Source organism: Modestobacter sp. VKM Ac-2982 (assembly GCF_026967935.1).
Lineage (GTDB): Bacteria > Actinomycetota > Actinomycetes > Mycobacteriales > Geodermatophilaceae > Modestobacter.
The window spans coordinates 70,490-88,455 of the sequence record NZ_JAPVBL010000004.1; the positions used below are offsets into that span (position 1 = coordinate 70,490).

15 protein-coding genes are annotated in these 17,966 nt (G+C 74.4%); 3 read left to right on the forward strand and 12 right to left on the reverse strand.

The features are described from left to right. Nucleotides 1-74: 74 nt before the first annotated feature. Nucleotides 75-1,073 (reverse strand): LacI family DNA-binding transcriptional regulator, encoded by a 999-nt coding sequence (locus O2W20_RS14805; protein ID WP_269171411.1) that lies wholly within the window; start codon nt 1,071-1,073, stop codon nt 75-77. 210 nt (nt 1,074-1,283) lie between these two features. Between O2W20_RS14805 and selD the strand changes: the two genes are divergently transcribed. Both selD and O2W20_RS14815 read left to right on the forward strand, forming a co-directional pair. Beyond that, nucleotides 1,284-2,291 (forward strand): selenide, water dikinase SelD, encoded by a 1,008-nt coding sequence (gene selD / locus O2W20_RS14810; RefSeq protein ID WP_269171410.1) that lies wholly within the window; start codon nt 1,284-1,286, stop codon nt 2,289-2,291. A gap of 54 nt (nt 2,292-2,345) precedes the next feature. Beyond that, nucleotides 2,346-3,311 (forward strand): zinc-binding dehydrogenase, encoded by a 966-nt coding sequence (locus O2W20_RS14815; protein ID WP_269171409.1) that lies wholly within the window; start codon nt 2,346-2,348, stop codon nt 3,309-3,311. A 2-nt stretch (nt 3,312-3,313) separates the two neighbouring features. Here O2W20_RS14815 and O2W20_RS14820 read toward each other — a convergent pair whose 3' ends face one another. Beyond that, nucleotides 3,314-3,967, reverse strand: a complete 654-nt coding sequence (locus O2W20_RS14820; protein ID WP_269171408.1) for an MOSC domain-containing protein — start codon at nt 3,965-3,967, stop codon at nt 3,314-3,316. Further along, the gene (gene lepA, locus O2W20_RS14825) at nt 3,964-5,811 is read right to left on the reverse strand and encodes a translation elongation factor 4 (RefSeq protein ID WP_269171407.1); all 1,848 of its coding nucleotides are present in this window, start codon (nt 5,809-5,811) and stop codon (nt 3,964-3,966) included. The genes O2W20_RS14820 and lepA overlap by 4 nt, the downstream gene beginning before the upstream one ends. 212 nt (nt 5,812-6,023) lie before the next feature. Here lepA and rpsT point away from each other — a divergent pair, with 212 nt between their 5' ends. Further along, a complete protein-coding gene (gene rpsT / locus O2W20_RS14830) occupies nt 6,024-6,284 on the forward strand; it encodes a 30S ribosomal protein S20 (RefSeq protein ID WP_036336679.1) in 261 nt (86 codons plus the stop codon). Between the two features lie 152 nt (nt 6,285-6,436). Here rpsT and holA read toward each other — a convergent pair whose 3' ends face one another. From holA to O2W20_RS14875, 9 genes are all read right to left on the reverse strand, one after another. Further along, on the reverse strand, nt 6,437-9,940 hold the full coding sequence (gene holA / locus O2W20_RS14835; RefSeq protein WP_269171406.1) for a DNA polymerase III subunit delta: 3,504 nt from the start codon (nt 9,938-9,940) through the stop codon (nt 6,437-6,439). 38 nt (nt 9,941-9,978) lie between these two features. Next, nucleotides 9,979-10,854, reverse strand: a complete 876-nt coding sequence (locus O2W20_RS14840) for a ComEA family DNA-binding protein (RefSeq protein ID WP_269185510.1) — start codon at nt 10,852-10,854, stop codon at nt 9,979-9,981. Between the two features lie 138 nt (nt 10,855-10,992). Next, entirely contained in the window at nt 10,993-11,919 is a 927-nt protein-coding gene (locus tag O2W20_RS14845; protein ID WP_269171404.1) for a DegV family protein, read from the reverse strand. A gap of 46 nt (nt 11,920-11,965) precedes the next feature. Beyond that, nucleotides 11,966-12,736, reverse strand: a complete 771-nt coding sequence (locus O2W20_RS14850; protein WP_269171403.1) for a histidine phosphatase family protein — start codon at nt 12,734-12,736, stop codon at nt 11,966-11,968. Continuing rightward, a complete protein-coding gene (gene rsfS / locus O2W20_RS14855; RefSeq protein WP_269171402.1) occupies nt 12,733-13,182 on the reverse strand; it encodes a ribosome silencing factor in 450 nt (149 codons plus the stop codon). The genes O2W20_RS14850 and rsfS overlap by 4 nt, the downstream gene beginning before the upstream one ends. Then, a complete protein-coding gene (nadD, locus tag O2W20_RS14860; RefSeq protein WP_269171401.1) occupies nt 13,179-13,982 on the reverse strand; it encodes a nicotinate-nucleotide adenylyltransferase in 804 nt (267 codons plus the stop codon). The genes rsfS and nadD overlap by 4 nt, the downstream gene beginning before the upstream one ends. A 294-nt stretch (nt 13,983-14,276) precedes the next feature. Beyond that, nucleotides 14,277-15,713, reverse strand: a complete 1,437-nt coding sequence (locus O2W20_RS14865) for a vWA domain-containing protein (protein WP_269171400.1) — start codon at nt 15,711-15,713, stop codon at nt 14,277-14,279. Next, nucleotides 15,713-16,597 (reverse strand): AAA family ATPase, encoded by an 885-nt coding sequence (locus O2W20_RS14870; protein WP_269171399.1) that lies wholly within the window; start codon nt 16,595-16,597, stop codon nt 15,713-15,715. The genes O2W20_RS14865 and O2W20_RS14870 overlap by 1 nt, the downstream gene beginning before the upstream one ends. Before the next feature lie 41 nt (nt 16,598-16,638). Continuing rightward, entirely contained in the window at nt 16,639-17,889 is a 1,251-nt protein-coding gene (locus O2W20_RS14875; RefSeq protein WP_269171398.1) for a glutamate-5-semialdehyde dehydrogenase, read from the reverse strand. Nucleotides 17,890-17,966 lie beyond the last annotated feature (77 nt).

The window sequence follows — 17,966 nt, forward strand, 5'->3', positions numbered from 1 at the left end:
GAGTCGTCGACGAACCGCTCCACGGCAGGCTCGGCGGCGGGGACGGACCCGTGCCCGGGCCGGTGGCCGAGGCCTCAGCTGGACTCGCGCTGGACGATCGAGTAGCCCACTTCCACGTGCTGCGGGGCGATGTTCCGGTCGGCGATCCGCTGCACGACCGTCTCGACCGCCCGCTCGGCGATCTCCCGGCGCCCCGGGTCGACGGTGGTGAGCGTCGGCTGGGAGAACATGCCGTCGTCGGTGTTGTCGAAGCCGATCACCGCGACGTCGTCGGGGACCCGACGGCCGGCTGCGATCAGTGCGTGCATGGCACCCAGGGCGAGGGTGTCGTTGAACGCGAACACCGCGTCGAAGTCGACCCCGGAGGCCATCAGCGCCTGCGCCGCCTCGGCACCCTCCCGGCGGTGCCACAGCTCGGCCGGGCCCAGCAGACGCTCGTCGAACGGGATGCCCGCCGCGTCGAGCGCCGCGCGGTACCCCTGCAGGCGCAGTCCGGCCGAGCCGATCACCTCACCGGGGTGCGAGCCGACGACCGCGATGCGCCGGCGACCGCGGGCGAGGAGGTGCTCCGTGGCAGCGCGCGCCGCGGCCACGTTCTGCATGGTCACGTGGTCGACCGCGGGGTGGAAGAGGCGCTCGCCGAGCAGCACCAGCGGGGTGTCGATCTCGACGACCGCGGCGTCCTCGGCGGTGAGCCCCAGCGGGCTGAACAGGAGACCGTCGACCATCCGCAGCCGGGCGCTGCCGAGCAGGTCGAGCTCCCGTTTGCGGTCCCGGTTGGTCTGCTCGATGAGCACGACCAGGCCCCGGCGCTCGGCCGCACGGATCACCTCGTCGGCCAGTTCGGCGAAGTACGGCAGCCGCAGCTCCGGGACGGCGAGGCTGATGGCGTCGCTGCGGCCGGACCGGAGGCTGCGCGCGGAGAGGTTCGGCTGGTACCCCAGCTGCGCGATGGCCTCCTGCACGCGCTGCCGGGTGCTGGGGCGGACGTGCGGGTAGTCGTTCACCACGTTCGACACCGTCTTGAAGGAGACCCCCGCAAGGCGGGCCACGTCGTGCAGTGTGGCGGCCACGTCCGGTGTGCTCCTCCCTTTACCACCAGGCTGTCCGGCGTCTGCCTCGGCGGATCGGGGGTCTCCCCGACCTCGCCACCCTGGTCCTCCGGGAGACTGCCACAGCCCACCACCCCCGGGGACCCCCGGACGAGGCACTCCCCCGGTGTCGACACCGGCCCTGCATCGTGTTCGGCCGGCCGTCCGGCGAGCCATCTAGATTGGTTCGACGTGACCACCACCGCACCGTCCGTCCGGCTGACCCAGTACGCGCACGGCGGCGGCTGCGCCTGCAAGATCCCGCCCGGTGAGCTGGAGGCGGTGGTCGCCGGCCTCACCCACACCGGCCCACGGAACCCGGCGGCCGAACTGGTCGTCGGCCTCGACGACGGTGACGACGCCGCCGTGGTGCGGATCGCCGGCGGCCAGGGGCTGGTCCTCACCACCGACTTCTTCACCCCCGTGGTCGACGACGCGTACACCTTCGGCCGCATCGCCGCGGCCAACGCGCTCTCCGACGTCTACGCGATGGGCGGCACCCCGGTCATGGCGGTGAACCTGCTGGGCTGGCCGCGGGACGTGCTGCCGGTCGAACTGGCCGCGGAGGTGCTGCGCGGCGGGCTGGAGGTCGCGCACGAGGCCGGTTGCCACGTCGGCGGCGGGCACTCCATCGACGACCCCGAGCCCAAGTACGGGATGGCGGTCACCGGCCTGGTCGACCTCGACCGGCTGATCCGCAACGACGCCGCCGTCGCCGGGACGGCGCTGTCGCTGACCAAGCCACTGGGCGTGGGCGTGCTCAACAGCCGGCACAAGAACACCGGCGAGGTGTCCGCGGAGGCGGTCGCGTCGATGACGTCGCTCAACGCGGAGGCCTCGGTGGCCGCCGTCGCCGCCGGCATCCGGGCGGGCACCGACGTCACCGGCTTCGGCCTGCTCGGCCACCTCTACAAGATGGCCCGCGCCAGCGGGGTGACCGCGGTGGTCGACGCCGCCGCCGTCCCGTACCTGGCCGGAGCCCGGCAGGCGCTGGCCGACGGCTGGGTCTCCGGCGGCACCCGGCGGAACCTGGACTGGGTGCGCCCGCACGCCGACCTGTCGGCGGTCAGCGAGGACGAGGCGCTGCTGCTGGCCGACGCGCAGACCTCCGGCGGGCTGCTGCTCGGCGGCGAGGTGCCCGGCGCACCGGTGATCGGCGAGTTCGTGGCGCAGCAGGAGCACGCCGTCGTCATCCGCTGAGGCCCGGGGGTCACCCACGTCGCAGCGGTGGCGGTACTCGGTTAGCGTCCGCTCATGCTCGCTGCCTTCGTCTCCACCCCCGCCCCCGAGGACCCGCTCTCCGTGCTGGAGGTCGGTGACCGGCCGGAACCGGAGGCCCCCGAGGGCTGGACGACGGTCCAGGTGAAGGCCGCCTCGCTGAACCACCACGACCTGTTCAGCCTGCGCGGGGTCGGCCTGCCCGCCGAGCGGATGCCGATGATCCTGGGCTGCGACGCGGCGGGGATCGACGCCGACGGCAACGAGGTGGTCGTGCACGCGGTCCTCACCTCTCCCGGCTGGACCGGGGACGAGACGATGGACCCGAAGCGCTCGCTGCTGTCGGAGGTGCACCAGGGGACACTCGCCGAGCAGGTCGTCGTGCCGCGGCGCAACGTCGTCCCCAAGCCGGCCGAGCTCTCCTTCGCCGAGGCGGCCTGCCTGCCCACCGCCTGGCTGACCGCCTACCGGATGCTGTTCGTCCGCTCCGGACTGCGGCCCGGGTCGACGATCCTCGTGCAGGGCGCCAGCGGCGGGGTCGCCACGGCCCTGGTCAAGCTGGGCAGCGCAGCCGGCTATCGGGTGTGGGTGACCGGCCGCACCGAGGAGAAGCGGACGGCGGCGCTCGCGCTCGGCGCGGACCAGGCGTTCGAGACCGGAGCCCGGCTCCCCGAGCGGGTGGACGGCGTGATGGAGACCGTCGGCGAGGCCACCTGGTCGCACAGCATCAAGTCGCTCAAGCCCGGCGGCGTGGTGGTGACCTGCGGGGCGACCACCGGCTTCAACCCCGGCGCCGAGCTGAACCGGGTCTTCTTCACCCAGCTGTCGGTGATCGGCTCGACGATGGGCACCCGGGACGAGCTCGACGACCTGATCCAGATGTGCCGGATCACCGGGGTGCGGCCGCAGATCGACGTCGAGCTGCCGCTGTCCCAGGCCCGGGACGGCTTCGCCCGGATGCTCGAGGGCCGCACCGCCGGGAAGATCGTCTTCACGGTCTGAGGTCAGGCCCGGGCGGTGACCCGATCGATCTTGGCGGCGAGCACCGGCCGGTCCTTGTCCGCGAGGAACGGCAGCACCGGCGTCAGCTCGGGCAGCCGCGACCTCTCGGTCATCACGATCCGGAACGCGCCGGCCACCGTGATGCCGTGGTCGGGGCGGGACACGATCGTGACAGTGTCACCGGCACCCACCTCACCGGTCTCCAGCACCCGCAGGTAGGCGCCGGTGGCACCGCGGGCGGAGAATCGCTTCACCAGGTCCGGCACGCCCCAGTAGCGGGCGAAGTTGGCGCAGGGGGTGCGCCAGGCCGTCACCTGGAACAGCGCCGTCCCGACCCGCCACTGCTCACCGATGACGGCGTTGATTAGGTCGAGGCCGACGGTCCGCAAATTCTCGCCGAACCGGCCGGGGGGCAGTTCCCGCTCCAGCTCGGCCACCCACCAGTCGGCGTCCTCCTGGGCGTAGGCGTAGACCGCCTGGCCCTCACCACCGTGGTGCTTCTTGTTGACCTGGACGTCGCCCTCCAGCCCGAGGGGGTGGACGGCGACCCGGCCCTCCACCGGCGACTTCCGGATCCCGGAGCGGTTCGGGCGCTTGTCCGGCAGCGGCAGCAGGTCCGCACCCGAGACGCAGACCGCGCTGACCCGCCCGTTCACTTGGGCTTGCTGGCGGTGGACTCGTTGGTGGAGAGCGCGGCCACGAAGGCCTCCTGGGGGACCTCGACGCGGCCGACCATCTTCATCCGCTTCTTGCCCTCCTTCTGCTTCTCCAGCAGCTTCCGCTTACGGGTGATGTCACCGCCGTAGCACTTGGCCAGCACGTCCTTGCGGATCGCGCGGACCGTCTCGCGGGCGATCACCCGGGAACCGACGGCGGCCTGGATCGGCACCTCGAACTGCTGGCGCGGGATGAGCTCGCGCAGCTTGCCGGCCATCAGCACGCCGTAGCTGTACGCCTTGTCGGTGTGCACGATCGCGGAGAACGCGTCGACGGCCTCGCCCTGCAACAGGATGTCGACCTTCACCAGCTTGGACTCCTGCTCGCCGGCCTCGGCGTAGTCCAGGCTGGCGTAGCCCCGGGTGCGGGACTTCAGCGCGTCGAAGAAGTCGAAGATGATCTCGCCGAGCGGCAGGGTGTACCGGAGCTCGACCCGCGACTCCGACAGGTAGTCCATCCCGCCGAGCTGCCCGCGGCGCCCCTGGCAGAGCTCCATGATCACGCCGGTGTAGTCGCTCGGCGCGATGATCGTGGCCTTGACGATCGGCTCGTAGATCGTGCCGATCTTGCCGCTGGGCCAGTCGCTCGGGTTGGTCACGGTGACCTCGGAGCCGTCCTCCATGATCACCCGGTAGACCACGTTGGGCGCGGTGGAGATGAGGCTGATGCCGGCCTCGCGCTCCAGCCGCTCGCGGACGATCTCCAGGTGCAGCAGGCCGAGGAAGCCGACCCGGAACCCGAAGCCCAGCGCCGCCGACGTCTCCGGCTCGTAGGTCAGCGCGGCGTCGTTGAGCAGCAGCTTGTCCAGCGCCTCGCGCAGCAGCGGGTAGTCGCTGCCGTCGATCGGGTAGAGGCCGGAGTAGACCATCGGCTTCGGGTCGCGGTAGCCACCGATCGACTCGGCCGCCGGCTTGTGCTGGAGGGTGACGGTGTCACCGACGCGGGACTGGCGGACGTCCTTCACCCCGGTGATGAAGTAGCCGACCTCGCCGACGCCCAGGCTGTCCACCTGCTTGGGCTCGGGGGAGATGACGCCGATCTCCAGCAGTTCGTGCGTGGCGCCGGTCGACATCATCTTGATCTTGTCGCGGGCGGAGATCCGGCCGTCGACGACCCGGACGTAGGTGATCACGCCGCGGTAGATGTCGTAGACGGAGTCGAAGATCATCGCCCGCGCGGGGCCCTCGTCGGCACCGGTCGGCGCGGGGACCTCCTGGACGATCCGGTCGAGCAGCTCCGGCACGCCCTGGCCGGTCTTGCCGCTGACCCGGAGCACGTCGTCGGGGTCGCAGCCGATGATGTGGGCGATCTCGGCGGCGTACTTCTCCGGCTGCGCCGCGGGCAGGTCGATCTTGTTGAGCACGGGGATGATCGCGAGATCGTTCTCCAGCGCCAGGTACAGGTTGGCCAGCGTCTGGGCCTCGATGCCCTGGGCGGCGTCGACCAGCAGGACGGCGCCCTCGCAGGCGGCCAGCGAGCGGGACACCTCGTAGGTGAAGTCGACGTGCCCCGGGGTGTCGATCATGTCGAGCACGAACTCGGTGCTGGTGTCCTCGCCGCTGCGGGGCGTCCAGGGCAGGCGGACGTTCTGCGCCTTGATGGTGATGCCGCGCTCGCGCTCGATGTCCATCCGGTCGAGGTACTGGGCGCGCATGTTGCGCCCCTCGACGAGCCCGGTCACCTCGAGCATGCGGTCGGCCAGCGTCGACTTGCCGTGGTCGATGTGGGCGATGATGCAGAAGTTCCGGATCCGGGCGGGATCGGTGGATGCAGGAGTCGTCACAGTGCGCCCATCGTCCCACGGACTGCGCCCGGACAGGACGATTGCCCGGCGACGACGTCGCGCGCGGCTCTGCCGGGCCGGATCGGACCCGCACCGGTTGGGGTGCGGGGCGGCGTGCTGGTATCTTTGCAAGCCGGTCCGCGCTGCGCTTCGTTGTGCCGTGGACGCACTGTCAGAAGTACACCTCCCTGCGACACATCCGAGGCTCACGCGTGGCGAACATCAAGTCCCAGATCAAGCGGATCAAGACGAACGAGATCGCTCGTCAGCGCAACGTCGCTGTCCGCTCCGCCCTGAAGACGCAGGTCCGGCGTTTCCGCACGGCCGCCGACGCCGGGGACAAGGCAGCGGCCGAGGCCGCCCTCGCGACCGCCTCGAAGGCCCTGGACAAGGCCGCCAGCAAGGGCGTCATCCACAAGAACCAGGCCGCCAACCGCAAGTCGGCGCTGGCCAAGAAGGTCGCCAGCCTCTGAGCTGCGCACCGCTCCGCGACGAGCCCCCTCCCTGCACGGGAGGGGGCTCGTCGCGTCTGTGGCCGTCCACCGAGGCCGGTTCACCTCGTTGCACCGAGCCGGTGACCCGGTCGGGACGGTGATCCGGTCGGGACGGTGATCCGGTCGGGGCGTCAGCGGAGGGCGCGGGCCCGCCCGCCGGCCGCGGCCGCGCGGATGTCCACCATCCGGCGGATCGCTCGTTCCAGGGCGTAGTCGGCGCTGGCGGCGGCGCCCTTCACGTCGGCGTTGAGGTCGGCGGCCACCCCGATCGCCTGCTGCAACGCGTCGATGCTCCAGCCACGTGCCTGGGTCTGCGCCTTCTTCACCTTCCACGGCGGGAGCTTGAGCTGGCGGGCCAGCTCGCCGATGTTCGTCGTGTTCAGCGAGGCGACCCGGGCGGCGGTGCGGACCCCGTCGGCCAGCGCGTCGGCGATCAGCACGTGGGCCACCCCGCGGTCCAGTGCCCAGCGCAGCATCTCGACCGAGCCGGCCATGTCCCCGACCAGCACCCGTTCGGCGACGGTGAACCCGGTGACCTCGGCCTGGCCCCGGTGGAAGCGGGCGACGGCGTCGGCGTCGATGACCCCACCGAAGTCCGACACGAGCTGGCTGGCGGCCGCGGAGAGCCCGCGGAGGTCGTTGCCCACCGCCTCCAGCAACGCGGTCACCGCGTCCGGGGTGATCTTGCCGCCGGCGAACCGCACCTCGTTGCGCACGAACGCGACCCGCTCCCCCGCCGAGCTGATCTTCGGGCACTCGTCGACCGCCGCCCCGGCTGCCTTGAACGCCTTCAGCAGCGCCTCGTTGCGCTTGCCGCCGGAGTGGACGACGACCAGCGTGAGCTCGGGGTCGGGCTCCTTGGTGTAGCTCACGAGGGAGTCGGCCAGCGCCGCCGCGGACTCCTGCACCCCGGTGACGACGACCAGCCGGTGCCCACCGAACAGGGAGGGCGCCAGCACGTCGGCCAGCTGGCCGACCGCCAGGCCGGCTGCGGGGAGCTCGTGCTCCTCGCTGTCGGGGTGGCGTTCGCGGACCGCCGCGCGCACCGCGGAGACGGCGCGGGCGCGCAGCAGCTCCTCCTCGCCCACCACGACCCGGAGCCGGGAGGTCGGTGCCGGAGGTGCTGCAGTTGCCACGGGCCCATGCTGCCACGGGGCCCCGACGGGACCGGTGCGCCGACGGGACCGGGTCGCCACCCCACCCGCTGGCCTTGCCTGTGACGTGCGCGCCCCCGACGAACCCGCCCTTGACGCACCGAGCTCCGGCGGCTGGCGCCCGGCATCGGCGCGCAGCACGGCGTCCGGTCCCCGCACCGCCACTCCCCACTCCCCCGCCCGGCCCACCACCGCGACGTCGCCGTCCCGGTCGGTGCGGTAGGTGCGCATCCCCGCGTCGGCCACCCAGTCCAGCAGCCGCCGGGTCGGGTGGCCGTAGCTGTTGTCGGCGCCCACCGAGATCAGCGCGACGGCCGCCCCGCTGGCAGCGAGAAAGCCAGGGTCGGCGTCGGCGCTGCCGTGGTGCGGCACCTTGAACACGTCGGCGCCCAGGTCGAGGCCGGCCGCCACCAGGCGCGCCTCCGCCCCCGCACCGAGGTCGCCGGTGAGCAGCACCCGCACGCCGCGCTGGGTGGCCCGCACGACGAGGCTGAGGTCGTTGGGCTCGGCCCCGGCGACGGCCTCGGCCGGGTCGGGGGCCAGCACCTCGAAACCGGCGCTGCCCACCGTGCGCCGGTCCCCCGGCCGGAGGACGACGTGCTGCGCGCCGGCCTCGGCCACCGCCCGGTCCAGCCGGGGCACCCGTTCGTCGTCGGGCGTCAGCGCCCCGGTGGCCACCTCCCCGACGTCCCGCCCGGCCAGCGCGCCGGCGAGCCCGCCCACGTGGTCGGCGTCCAGGTGCGAGAGGAGGACCAGTGGCAGGCGGTCGACCCCCAACCGGCGCAGGCAGCCGTCGACGAGCGCGGGATCCGGGCCGGCGTCGACCAGCACCGCCTCGTCGGGACCGGTCGGCAGCACGAGCGCATCGCCCTGGCCGACGTCGCAGGCCACCACGACCGTGTCGGGCAGCGGCCACCCCCGGCCGGCCTGGCGCAACGGCCAACCGATCAGCACGACGCCCAGCAGGGCGGCCACCGCCAGCGGACGCAGCCGGGGCCACCGCCACAGCGCCCAGACCGCGACGGCGAGGAGCACGGCGAGCAGGACCGCACCCCAGGTGCCGGCCGGCCAGCCGGTGGTGCCGTCGGGCACCGCCGCAGCGCGCTCGGCGACGACGACCAGCCAGCGCACCGGCCAGCCGGCCAGCCAGGTGAGCACGTCGGCCAACCAGGGCGCGGCGGGCGACACCAGGGCGGCCAGCACGCCCAGCACGGTCGCCGGCGGCACCGCGGGTGCGGCCAGCAGGTTGGCCGGCAGGGACACCAGGCTGACCAGCCCGGCGAGACCGGCCACCAGGGGTGCGGTGGCCAGGCCGGCGGCCGCGCTGACCGCCACGGCGTCGGCCACCGGCCGGGGCGCGCGGTGCCGGCGGAGCGCCCGGGACCACCCCGGGGCCAGCAGCACGATCGCCGCCGTGGCAGCGACCGACAGGGCGAACCCGACGTCGCTGGCCAGCCCGGGTGAGAGGAGCAGCAGCACCAGCACGGTGACCGCCAGCGCCGGCACCGCGGCACGGGCCCGACCGGAGGCCAGCGCCAGCACCGCCACCACGCCCATGGCCGCCGCCCGCAGCACGCTGGCCCCCGGGCGGGCGAGGACGACGAACCCCGCGATCGCCAGCGCCGCGGCCAGCGCCTGCCACCGCCGGTCGACGGCCCGGGCCCGCAGCGGCCACAGCACCAGGCCGACCACGATCGCCACGTTGGCCCCGGAGACGGCGGTCAGGTGGGCCAGACCCGCCCGCCGGAACTCCTCGACCAGCGCGGGGTCCATGGCACTGGTGTCCCCCACCACCAGGCCGGGCAGCAGCCCGGCGGCGCGGTCGGGCAGGGTCCGGGCAGCCGACTCGGCCAGCCCGGTGCGCAGGGACCCGGCGACGTCCTGGATCTCGCCGGGCCCACCCACCGGCTCGGGTGGTGAGCGCGCCGACAGGACCGCCACGACGTCGTCCCGCGGCTCCGCCGGCCGCACCAGGACGTGGAGCCGCACCGACTGACCGGGCAGCAGCCCGGCCCACTCCTCGGCGGCACCGAAGAGCAGCACCGGGTCATCGCCGCCCGTCTCGTCCCCGGCCAGGGAGGCGGTGCCGTGGACCAGCACCCGGGCTGCGCCGGCGCCGGCCACCGGCCGGGGGTCGTCGGTCAGCTCCAGGAGCACCTCCACGACCGACCCGCGGTCGGCGAGCGCCAGCAGCGGGGCGGCCGCCCGCGCCTGGGCCCGGACCGCCGAGGTGGCTCCGGTGACGGTGACCGCCGCCAGGCAGCCGATGACGACCCCGCGCGCCGCGACCTGACGGAGCGCGCCGGCCCGGTGGGACCGGCCGGCCAGCAGCAGGCCGGCGGCGCCCAGGGCCGAGGCAGCCGCGAGGGCGAGGAGCAGGCCGGCGGGCAGGTGAGGTGCCAGCAGGGTCAGCACCCACACGGTGAGCGCAGGAGGGACGAGGCGCAGGTCGAGCCAGGACCACCGGTCGGTCGTCTGCACGCGGTGGACCGGCCGTCCCGCGCCGGGCGGTGGCATGGTCAGACCCGCACCCGCTCGGCCAGCTCGGCGAAGATCGCCGGGCCGATGCCGCTGACGTCGTCCAGCCGGTCGACGCTGGTGAACGGCCCGTGGGCGGAGCGGTGGTCGACGATCCGCTGGGCGAGCACGGGGCCGATCCCCGGCAGTGCGTCCAGCTCCGCCACGGTCGCCGTGTTCAGGTCGAGCACGGCGCCGGCTGCTCCCGCCGCCTCCGGGCCGCCCGTGCCCTGCACCGCCCCGGGCACCCCGACGGCGATCTGCTGACCGTCGCTGACCACCGCCGCGGCGTTCACCGACGCCGGGTCGGCCTCGGGCAGCAGCCCGCCGGCCGCCGCCAGCGCATCGGCCACGCGAGCGCCGGCCGGCAGGGTGACCAGGCCCGGGGCGCCGACCAGCCCGACGACCGACACCACGACCGTGCCGGTCCCCGCGCCCTCAGGACCGTCCCCCGCGGGTGCGGGGCCGGCCGAGGCGGGCGACGGTGCGGTCACCGACGCGGCGGGGGCGCCGCTGGACGCGGCAGCCGGCACCTGGTCGACGACCGGGCGGCCGATCCACGTCCAGCCGACGACCACGACGGCCGCCACCACCGCGACCGTCCACAACGCCCAGGCGCCGGGACGACCGGGGTCGACGCGGGCGGCCCGCCCGGGTGCGCGGTGCCGGCCCAGCCCAGCGGGCAGGTGGACGGGCTCGACGGGCTGGGTCGTGCGGTCGTCCTCATCGGCCGGCCAGTCGTCGTCCTCACCGGGGAGCTCGTCCGGCTCGTCGGTGTCGGGGACCCAGCCGCTCCCGCGCTGCCCCTCGGCCAGCAGCGCCCGCAGCCGGGCCCGGATCACGTCGGAATCGTCGCTGCGACGGGCAGGAGGGCGCACGGCACGGACGCTAGGGAGCCGGCTCCACCCCCGACGAGGGCCGCGACCGGGTTGTGGACGAAGGGCACCGTTGTGGACGGCGGCGCCCGTCGACTGCCGCAGGCACCCGACCGTGACCGGGTGCCCGACCTCCTGACCTCAGTCCTGGACCTGCTCCGACGGGTCCGGCGACGGCGGTGGCCCGTCCTCGTGCCGTTGACCTGCCTCCGCGCCCGGGCGTGGGGTCGGGTCGACGACCACGCCGACCGCCCCTGGCCCGACGTGCGCCCCGACGGCCGCCCCGAGCTCGCTCACGTACAGCTCGGTGAGCGCCGGCAGCCGGGCGGCCAGCTGGTCGGCGAGCCGCTGGGCGCGCTCCGGGGCGGCGAGGTGGTGCACCGCGGCAGCCACCGGGGCGTCACCGGCCACGTCGACCGCGCGCTGGACCAGCCGGTTGAGCGCACGGGCGGACGTGCGCACCTTCTCCAGAGCGACCACCTGGCCATCGGTCACGTGCAGCACCGGCTTCACCGCCAGGGCACCGCCGAGCAGCGCGGCGGCCGCGCCGATCCGCCCGCCCCGCCGCAGGTGCTCCAGGGTGTCGACGACGAAGAACGTGCGCGTCGCCGCCGCCGTCTCCCGGGCCGCGTCGGCCACCTCGGCGGCCGAGGCACCGTCGGCGGCGGCCCGGGCTGCGGCGAGCACGGCGAACCCGGTGCCCATCGCGGCCGACCGGGAGTCAAGCACGGTCACCAGGTGCTCACCTACCTGCGCCGCCGCGACCCGGGCGGCGTCCCAGGTGCCCGAGAGCTCCCCGGACAGGTGCACCGACACCAGCCGGTCGGCACCGCCGTCCAGCAGCCGGCGGTACACGGCCACGAAGTCCCCCGGCGTCGGGCGCGACGTGCTGACGTGCCCGCCCCGCACGGAAAGCGAGCGGGCGACCTCGGCGGAGGTGACGTCGCTGCCCTCGCGGCCCGAACGCCCGGCGAGCACCACGTACAGCGGCACGACCTCGATGCCGTAGTGCTCGACGACGTTGGCCGGCAGGTAGGCCGTCGAGTCGGTGACCACGGCGACGGACATGGCGCGAGGCTAGCCGCGTGCGGCGCAGCGGTGCGGGGGCGGTCGGTCAGCCCGCGTCGGCGTCGGTCAGGGGCGCACCCTCCTCGGGGCTGGCTCCCGCCCGCGGTGCGTCGGGGGCGTCGGTGGCCGAGAGCTCGGGGAAGGGTCCGCGGTCACCGGGCGATCGCACGCCGCCCTCCATGCGCTCAGGTGCCAGGGCCGACAGGTTGTGCCGCATCAGCCGCCACCCCGAGGCCTGGAAGGACAGCTCGCTCCAGTGGCAGTTGCCCAGCGGCCCGAAGACCCGCTTGTGCTCCGCGCCCAGCCCCAGCAGCGCCTCGATCAGCCGGCCTGCCGTGCCGCCGTGGGTCACCAGCACGGCCGTGGCCGCCGGCGGCAGGTCGGCCACCGCGGCGAGGGCCCGGGCAGCGACGTCGGCCTGCGCCTCCCCGCCACGATCGGGCACCGGCCGGCCGGCCATCCAGTCGGCGTACTGGCCCGGGTGCCGGTCGGCCACCTCGTGGCGGGTCAGGCCCTCCCAGCTGCCCAACCCGTGCTCGCGCAGCCGTTCGTCGATGCGCAGCGGCACACCCAGCAGCGGGGCGAGCGCCTCGGCCGTGTCGACCGCACGCTGCAGGTCGCTGGAGACGAGCAGCGTCTCCTGACCGGTCAGCAGGGTGGCCAGGTGGGGTGCGGTGCGCGCGGCCTGGGACCGCCCCTCGGCGTCCAGCGGTGGGTCGAGCTGGCCCTGGAAGCGTCCGGCGGCGTTCCACTCGGTACGGCCGTGCCGCCACACGAGCAGGCGGGACACCGCCGGGGCGTCGGCGCCCCCGGTCACCGGCCGGACTCGCCCGCGGCGTCCTCGGCGCTGCCGCCCTCGTCACCGGCGGCGTCCTCCTCGGCCGGCGTCGGGGCGGCGGGGACCGCACCGTCGGTGAACGGGATCACCGGGCAGTCCTTCCAGAGCCGCTCGAGGGCGTAGTAGGCGCGCTCCTCGGCGTGCTGGACGTGCACGACGACGTCGACGAAGTCGAGCAGCACCCACCGCCCCTCGGCCACGCCCTCGCGGCGGACCGGCTTCACGCCGTGCTCGCGCAGACGCTCCTCCACCCCGTCGACGATCGACTGGACCTGGCGTTCGTTGGGCGCCGACGTCAGGACGAACGCGTCGGTGATCGCCAGGCGGTCACTGACGTCGACGATGGAGACGTCGGTGGCGAGCTTGTCGGCGGCGGCCTGCGCTGCGATGAGCGCGGTCTCGCGTGCCTCGTCCGAGGCGGTCATCGGGGCATCTCCTGCAGATCGGGGGACGGGTCGTCCCCGGTGATGGGGGTGTCGTTCAGGTCCGGGTCGCGCAGGGGGTCGTTGCGCACGGGGTCGTCGCGCAGGGTCGGGCCGGGTGGGGCGGCCATGGTCTCGCGGTGGTCGGTGGCCACCCGTCGCTCGGCCGGGAACCCCCCGGTCCTCGGGCCGTCGAGCAGGTCGTCGGCCCCGGTGCCGGGGTGGTAGAGCCCGCGCTTCTCGATGTACTGCACCACACCGTCGGGCACCAGGTACCAGACGGGCCGCCCGCGGCGCACCCGGTCGCGGCAGTCCGTGGAGCTGATCGCCAGCGCCGGCACCTCGACCAGGCTGACTGCACCCTGCGGCAGGTCGGCGTCGGCCAGCTGGTACCCGGGTCGGGTGACGCCCACGAAGTGGGCCAGCTGGAAGAGCTTGTCCGTCTCCCGCCAGCCGACGATCTGGGCGAGCGCGTCGGCACCGGTGATGAAGAACAGCTCGGCGTCGGGGTGCAGGCGGTGCAGGTCGGTGAGGGTGTCGATGGTGTACGTCGGCCCGCCCCGGTCGACGTCGACCCGGCTCACCGAGAACCGAGGGTTGGAGGCGGTCGCGATCACGGTCATCAGGTAGCGGTCCTCCGCGGGGCTGACGCCCCGGTCGGACTTCTGCCACGGCTGACCGGTCGGCACGAACACGACCTCGTCCAGCCCGAACAGTCCGGCGACCTCGCTGGCGGCCACCAGGTGCCCGTGGTGGATGGGGTCGAACGTCCCGCCCATCACCCCGAGTCGACGTCCTGCCACCGACCGAGCCTAGCCCGGCCCGGCCGGGGCCGGTCGTCCGACCACCGGTTCCGGGGGCCAGGAGGAGGGGCACGACGGCCGGGTGGTCCCTGCCCCCTCGGGCTGGCGACCGGCTCCCCCGTGCCGCCGGTTGCGGGCGTGAGTCCGCCGGGTGGTCATGGCACCCACTCCTGCAGCTCGTCCTCCACCCCGCCGTCGTGCCTGAACCGGACGATGCCGTCCCGTTGGGGGCTGCGCGAGGAGGCGGGCGCGTGGGAACGATTCCGTCGGCGTGTCGTCATGTAGGAGGCGGCCTCAGAGCGTGGTGACGAAGTCGGCCAGCTGGGCCGCGGTACGCACCTCGACCATCGGGAGGACCTCGGCGTACCGGTCGGCGGCCGAGTCGCCGCTGCCCCACAACCGGCGCGGCTCCGGGTTGAGCCAGTGCGCCGACCGCGACCGCCGCACCAGGTCGGCCAGCGTCGGCAGGCCCGGGTGCCGGTAGTTGGTGCGGCCGTCGCCGAGGACGAGCAACGACGTCTTCGGGCCGACGGCGGCGGGCCACCGTTCGGCGAAGACCTCGAAGGCGTTGCCGTAGTCGCTGTGCCCGTCGAAGCTCACCACGTCGGCCTCCCGGCCGATCCGGGCGATCGCGTCGACGACGTCGGCGCCGGGGGTGAAGAACCGGGTCACCTCGTCGGTGGAGTCGACGAAGGCGAACGCCCGCACGCCGCTGAAGTGCTCGCGCAGCGCCTGGGTGAGCATCAGGGTGAAGTGGCTGAAGCCGGCCACCGAGCCGCTGACGTCGCAGAGCACCACCAGCTCGGGCTTGTGCACCGCCCGCGGCCGGTGGTGGGTCACCAGCGGCATCCCGCCGGTGGCCAGGGAGGCGCGCACCGTGCGCCGGAAGTCCAGCCGCCCGGCCCGGCCGAGCCGCCGGCGGGCCGACAGCCGGACGGCCAGCCGCCGGGCCAGCGGGGCCACGGTGCGGCGCAGCTCTGCCAGGTCGGCCTGCTGGGCGCGGAGGAAGTCGACCTGGTCGGCCATCGGGCGGACGGCGTTGCGGGCGACCTTGTCCCGCCCCTTCTCCGCGGCGGTGCGCCGCCGGACCTCGGCCTCCACCGCCGTCCGGAACGCCGCGATCCGCTCCCTCGCCGTCGACCGGGCCACCTGCTCGGCCAGCCCCCCGGTCTCACCGCCGCCGAGCATCCCGGCCAGCAGCTGCGCCACGAGCGTGTCCGGCGAGAGCGCGCGCAGCACCCGGTAGCTGAAGAACGACTGCCCCGAGGGGCTGGGCGCCCCGGCACCGAGCTGGTCGACGGCCAGCCGGGCGAACCGGCGCAGCGCCTCCTCATCCCCCTCCAGCAGCAGCCGCAGCAGCTCGGCGCGCAGCGCCTCGGCCAGCGCGCCCGGGTCCCCTACCGGCAGCGGCCCGTCGGCCCCGGACTCGCCGTCCTCGTCGCCGTCCCCGGGGGCATCGTCGTCGGCGACCGGCACCGGCCGGTCGGTGAGCGGCCACCAGAGGTCGAACAGCACATCGAAGACCTCGCGCTGGGCGGCCCGGCGGAGCAGCACCGCGGCCAGTCCGTGCCGCAGCTGTTCCCGCTCGAGCAGGTCGACGACGGTGAGCACCTGTGCGGCGTCCACGGCCTGGCTGATCCCGACCGGCACGCCGGCCTCCCGCACCGCGCGGACGAAGCCGTCCAGGTGCCCGACCAGCCCCCCCGGCTCGACGGCGGCTCCCGGCGGCATCAGTTCAGCCGGAGCTCGGCGGCGGCGCGCACCTGGTCGCTGGCGTGCTTGAGCACCACGCCCAGCGTCGAGCGCATCGCCTGCTCGTCCAGGGTGTCCAGACCGAGGGCCAACAGCGTCTGCGCCCAGTCCAGGGTCTCGGAGATCGACGGCGACTTCTTCAGCTCCAGGGCGCGCAGCGCCCGCACCGTGCGCACCAGCTGGTCGGCCAGGCCCGGCGCGAGGTCGGGGACCCGGGACAGCACGATCTCCCGCTCCCGCTCCGCGCTCGGGTAGTCCAGGGCGAGGTACAGGCAGCGGCGCTTGAGCGCCTCGGACAGCTCGCGAGTCGCGTTGGAGGTGAGCACCACGAGCGGCCGGCGGGTGGCGGTGATCGTGCCCAGCTCGGGGATGGTGACCTGGAAGTCGCTGAGCACCTCCAGCAGCAGGCCCTCCACCTCGACGTCGGCCTTGTCGGTCTCGTCGATGAGCAGCACGGTCGGCTCGGTCCGCCGGATGGCGGTCAGCAGCGGCCGGGCGAGCAGGAACTCCTCACCGAAGACGTCGTCGTGCACGGTGTCCCAGTCGGCACCGCCGGTGCCGGCCGCGGAGATCCGCAGCAGCTGCTTCTTGTAGTTCCACTCGTACAGCGCCCGCGCCTCGTCCAGGCCCTCGTAGCACTGCAGCCGGATGAGCTCGGACCCCGTCGCGGCGGCCATCGCCTTGGCCAGCTCGGTCTTGCCCACCCCCGCTGGGCCCTCCACCAGCAGCGGCTTGCCCAGCCGGTCGGCCAGGAAGACGGTCGTGGCGATCTGCGCGTCGGGCAGGTACCCCGCGGCCGTCAGCCGCGTCGTCACGTCCGCCACGTCGGCGAACTGGGCGGCGTGGGTGGGCGTGCGGGACATGCGGCTCCTCGTTGAGCGTTCGGGCGTTCGGGCGGGCCAGGTCAGCGGGTGTGGCCGTTGCCGGTGACGACGTAGGTGGTGGAGGTGAGCTCCGGCAACCCGAGCGGACCGCGGGCGTGCAGCTTCTGGGTGGAGATGCCGATCTCGGCGCCGAACCCGAACTCGCCGCCGTCGGTGAACCGGGTGGAGGCGTTGACCAGCACCGCCGCGGCGTCGACACCGGCGGTGAACTCGGCGACGGCCCGGGCGGAGTCGGCGACGATCGCCTCGCTGTGCCCGCTCCCCCACCGGCTGATGTGGTCCAGCGCGCCGGGGAGGTCGTCCACCACCCGCACGGCCATGTCCAGCGACAGGTACTCGGTGGCCCAGTCCTCGTCGGTGGCCGGGACGACGCCCTCGTGCGCCCGCCGGGCGGCCTCGTCCCCGTGCAGGGTGACCCCGGCGTCGGCAAGCGCGGCCAGCAGCCGGGGCAGGAACGCGACGTCCCGGTGCACCAGCAGGGTCTCCGCGGAGTTGCAGACGCTGACCCGGGACGTCTTGGCGTTCAGCACGATGGCCTCGGCCATGGCCGGGTCGGCGGAGGCGTCGACGTAGACGTGACAGTTGCCGACACCGGTCTCGATCACCGGCACGGTCGCCTCCCGCACCACCCGGTTGATCAGTGAGGCCCCACCCCGCGGGATGACGACGTCGACCAGCCCGCGGGCGTTGAGCAGCTCACCGACCGAGGCGCGGTCCGCAGGCAGCAACGCGATCGACCCGGCCGGCAGCCCGGCCTTCTCGGCGGCCTCGGTGAGGACGGCGACCAGCGCCGTGTTGGTGCGGTGCGCGGAACCGGACCCGCGGAGCAACGCGGCGTTGCCGCTCTTCAGGCACAGCCCGGCCGCGTCGACGGTCACGTTGGGCCGGGCCTCGTAGACGATCCCGACCACACCGAGCGGCACCCGCACCTGCCGCAGCTGCAACCCGTTGGCCAGCGTCGACCCGCGGACGACGTCGCCGACCGGGTCGGGCAGCGAGGCCAGCTGCCGGAGCGCGTCGGCCACCCCGGCGAGCCGGCCGGGGTCCAGGCGCAGCCGGTCGAGCACCGACTCCGGCGTCCCGTCGGCCGCGGCGGCCTCGACGTCGACGGCGTTGGCCGCGAGCACCTCGTCGGTGCGTTCGACCAGCGCGTCGGCCATCGCGGCCAGCGCGGCGTCCTTGGTCTCGGTCGGCAGGGTGCGGAGCACGCGGGCGGCCTCGCGGGCGCGGGCCGCGGCGGCTCCGATCAGCGGGAACTCGACGTCGGACACGCGTCGAGGTTACGCGGCCGCCGGAGGCGGCATAGGAGGCTGTTCACCCGGTTGCGGAGCCCAAACCGGGTGAAAAG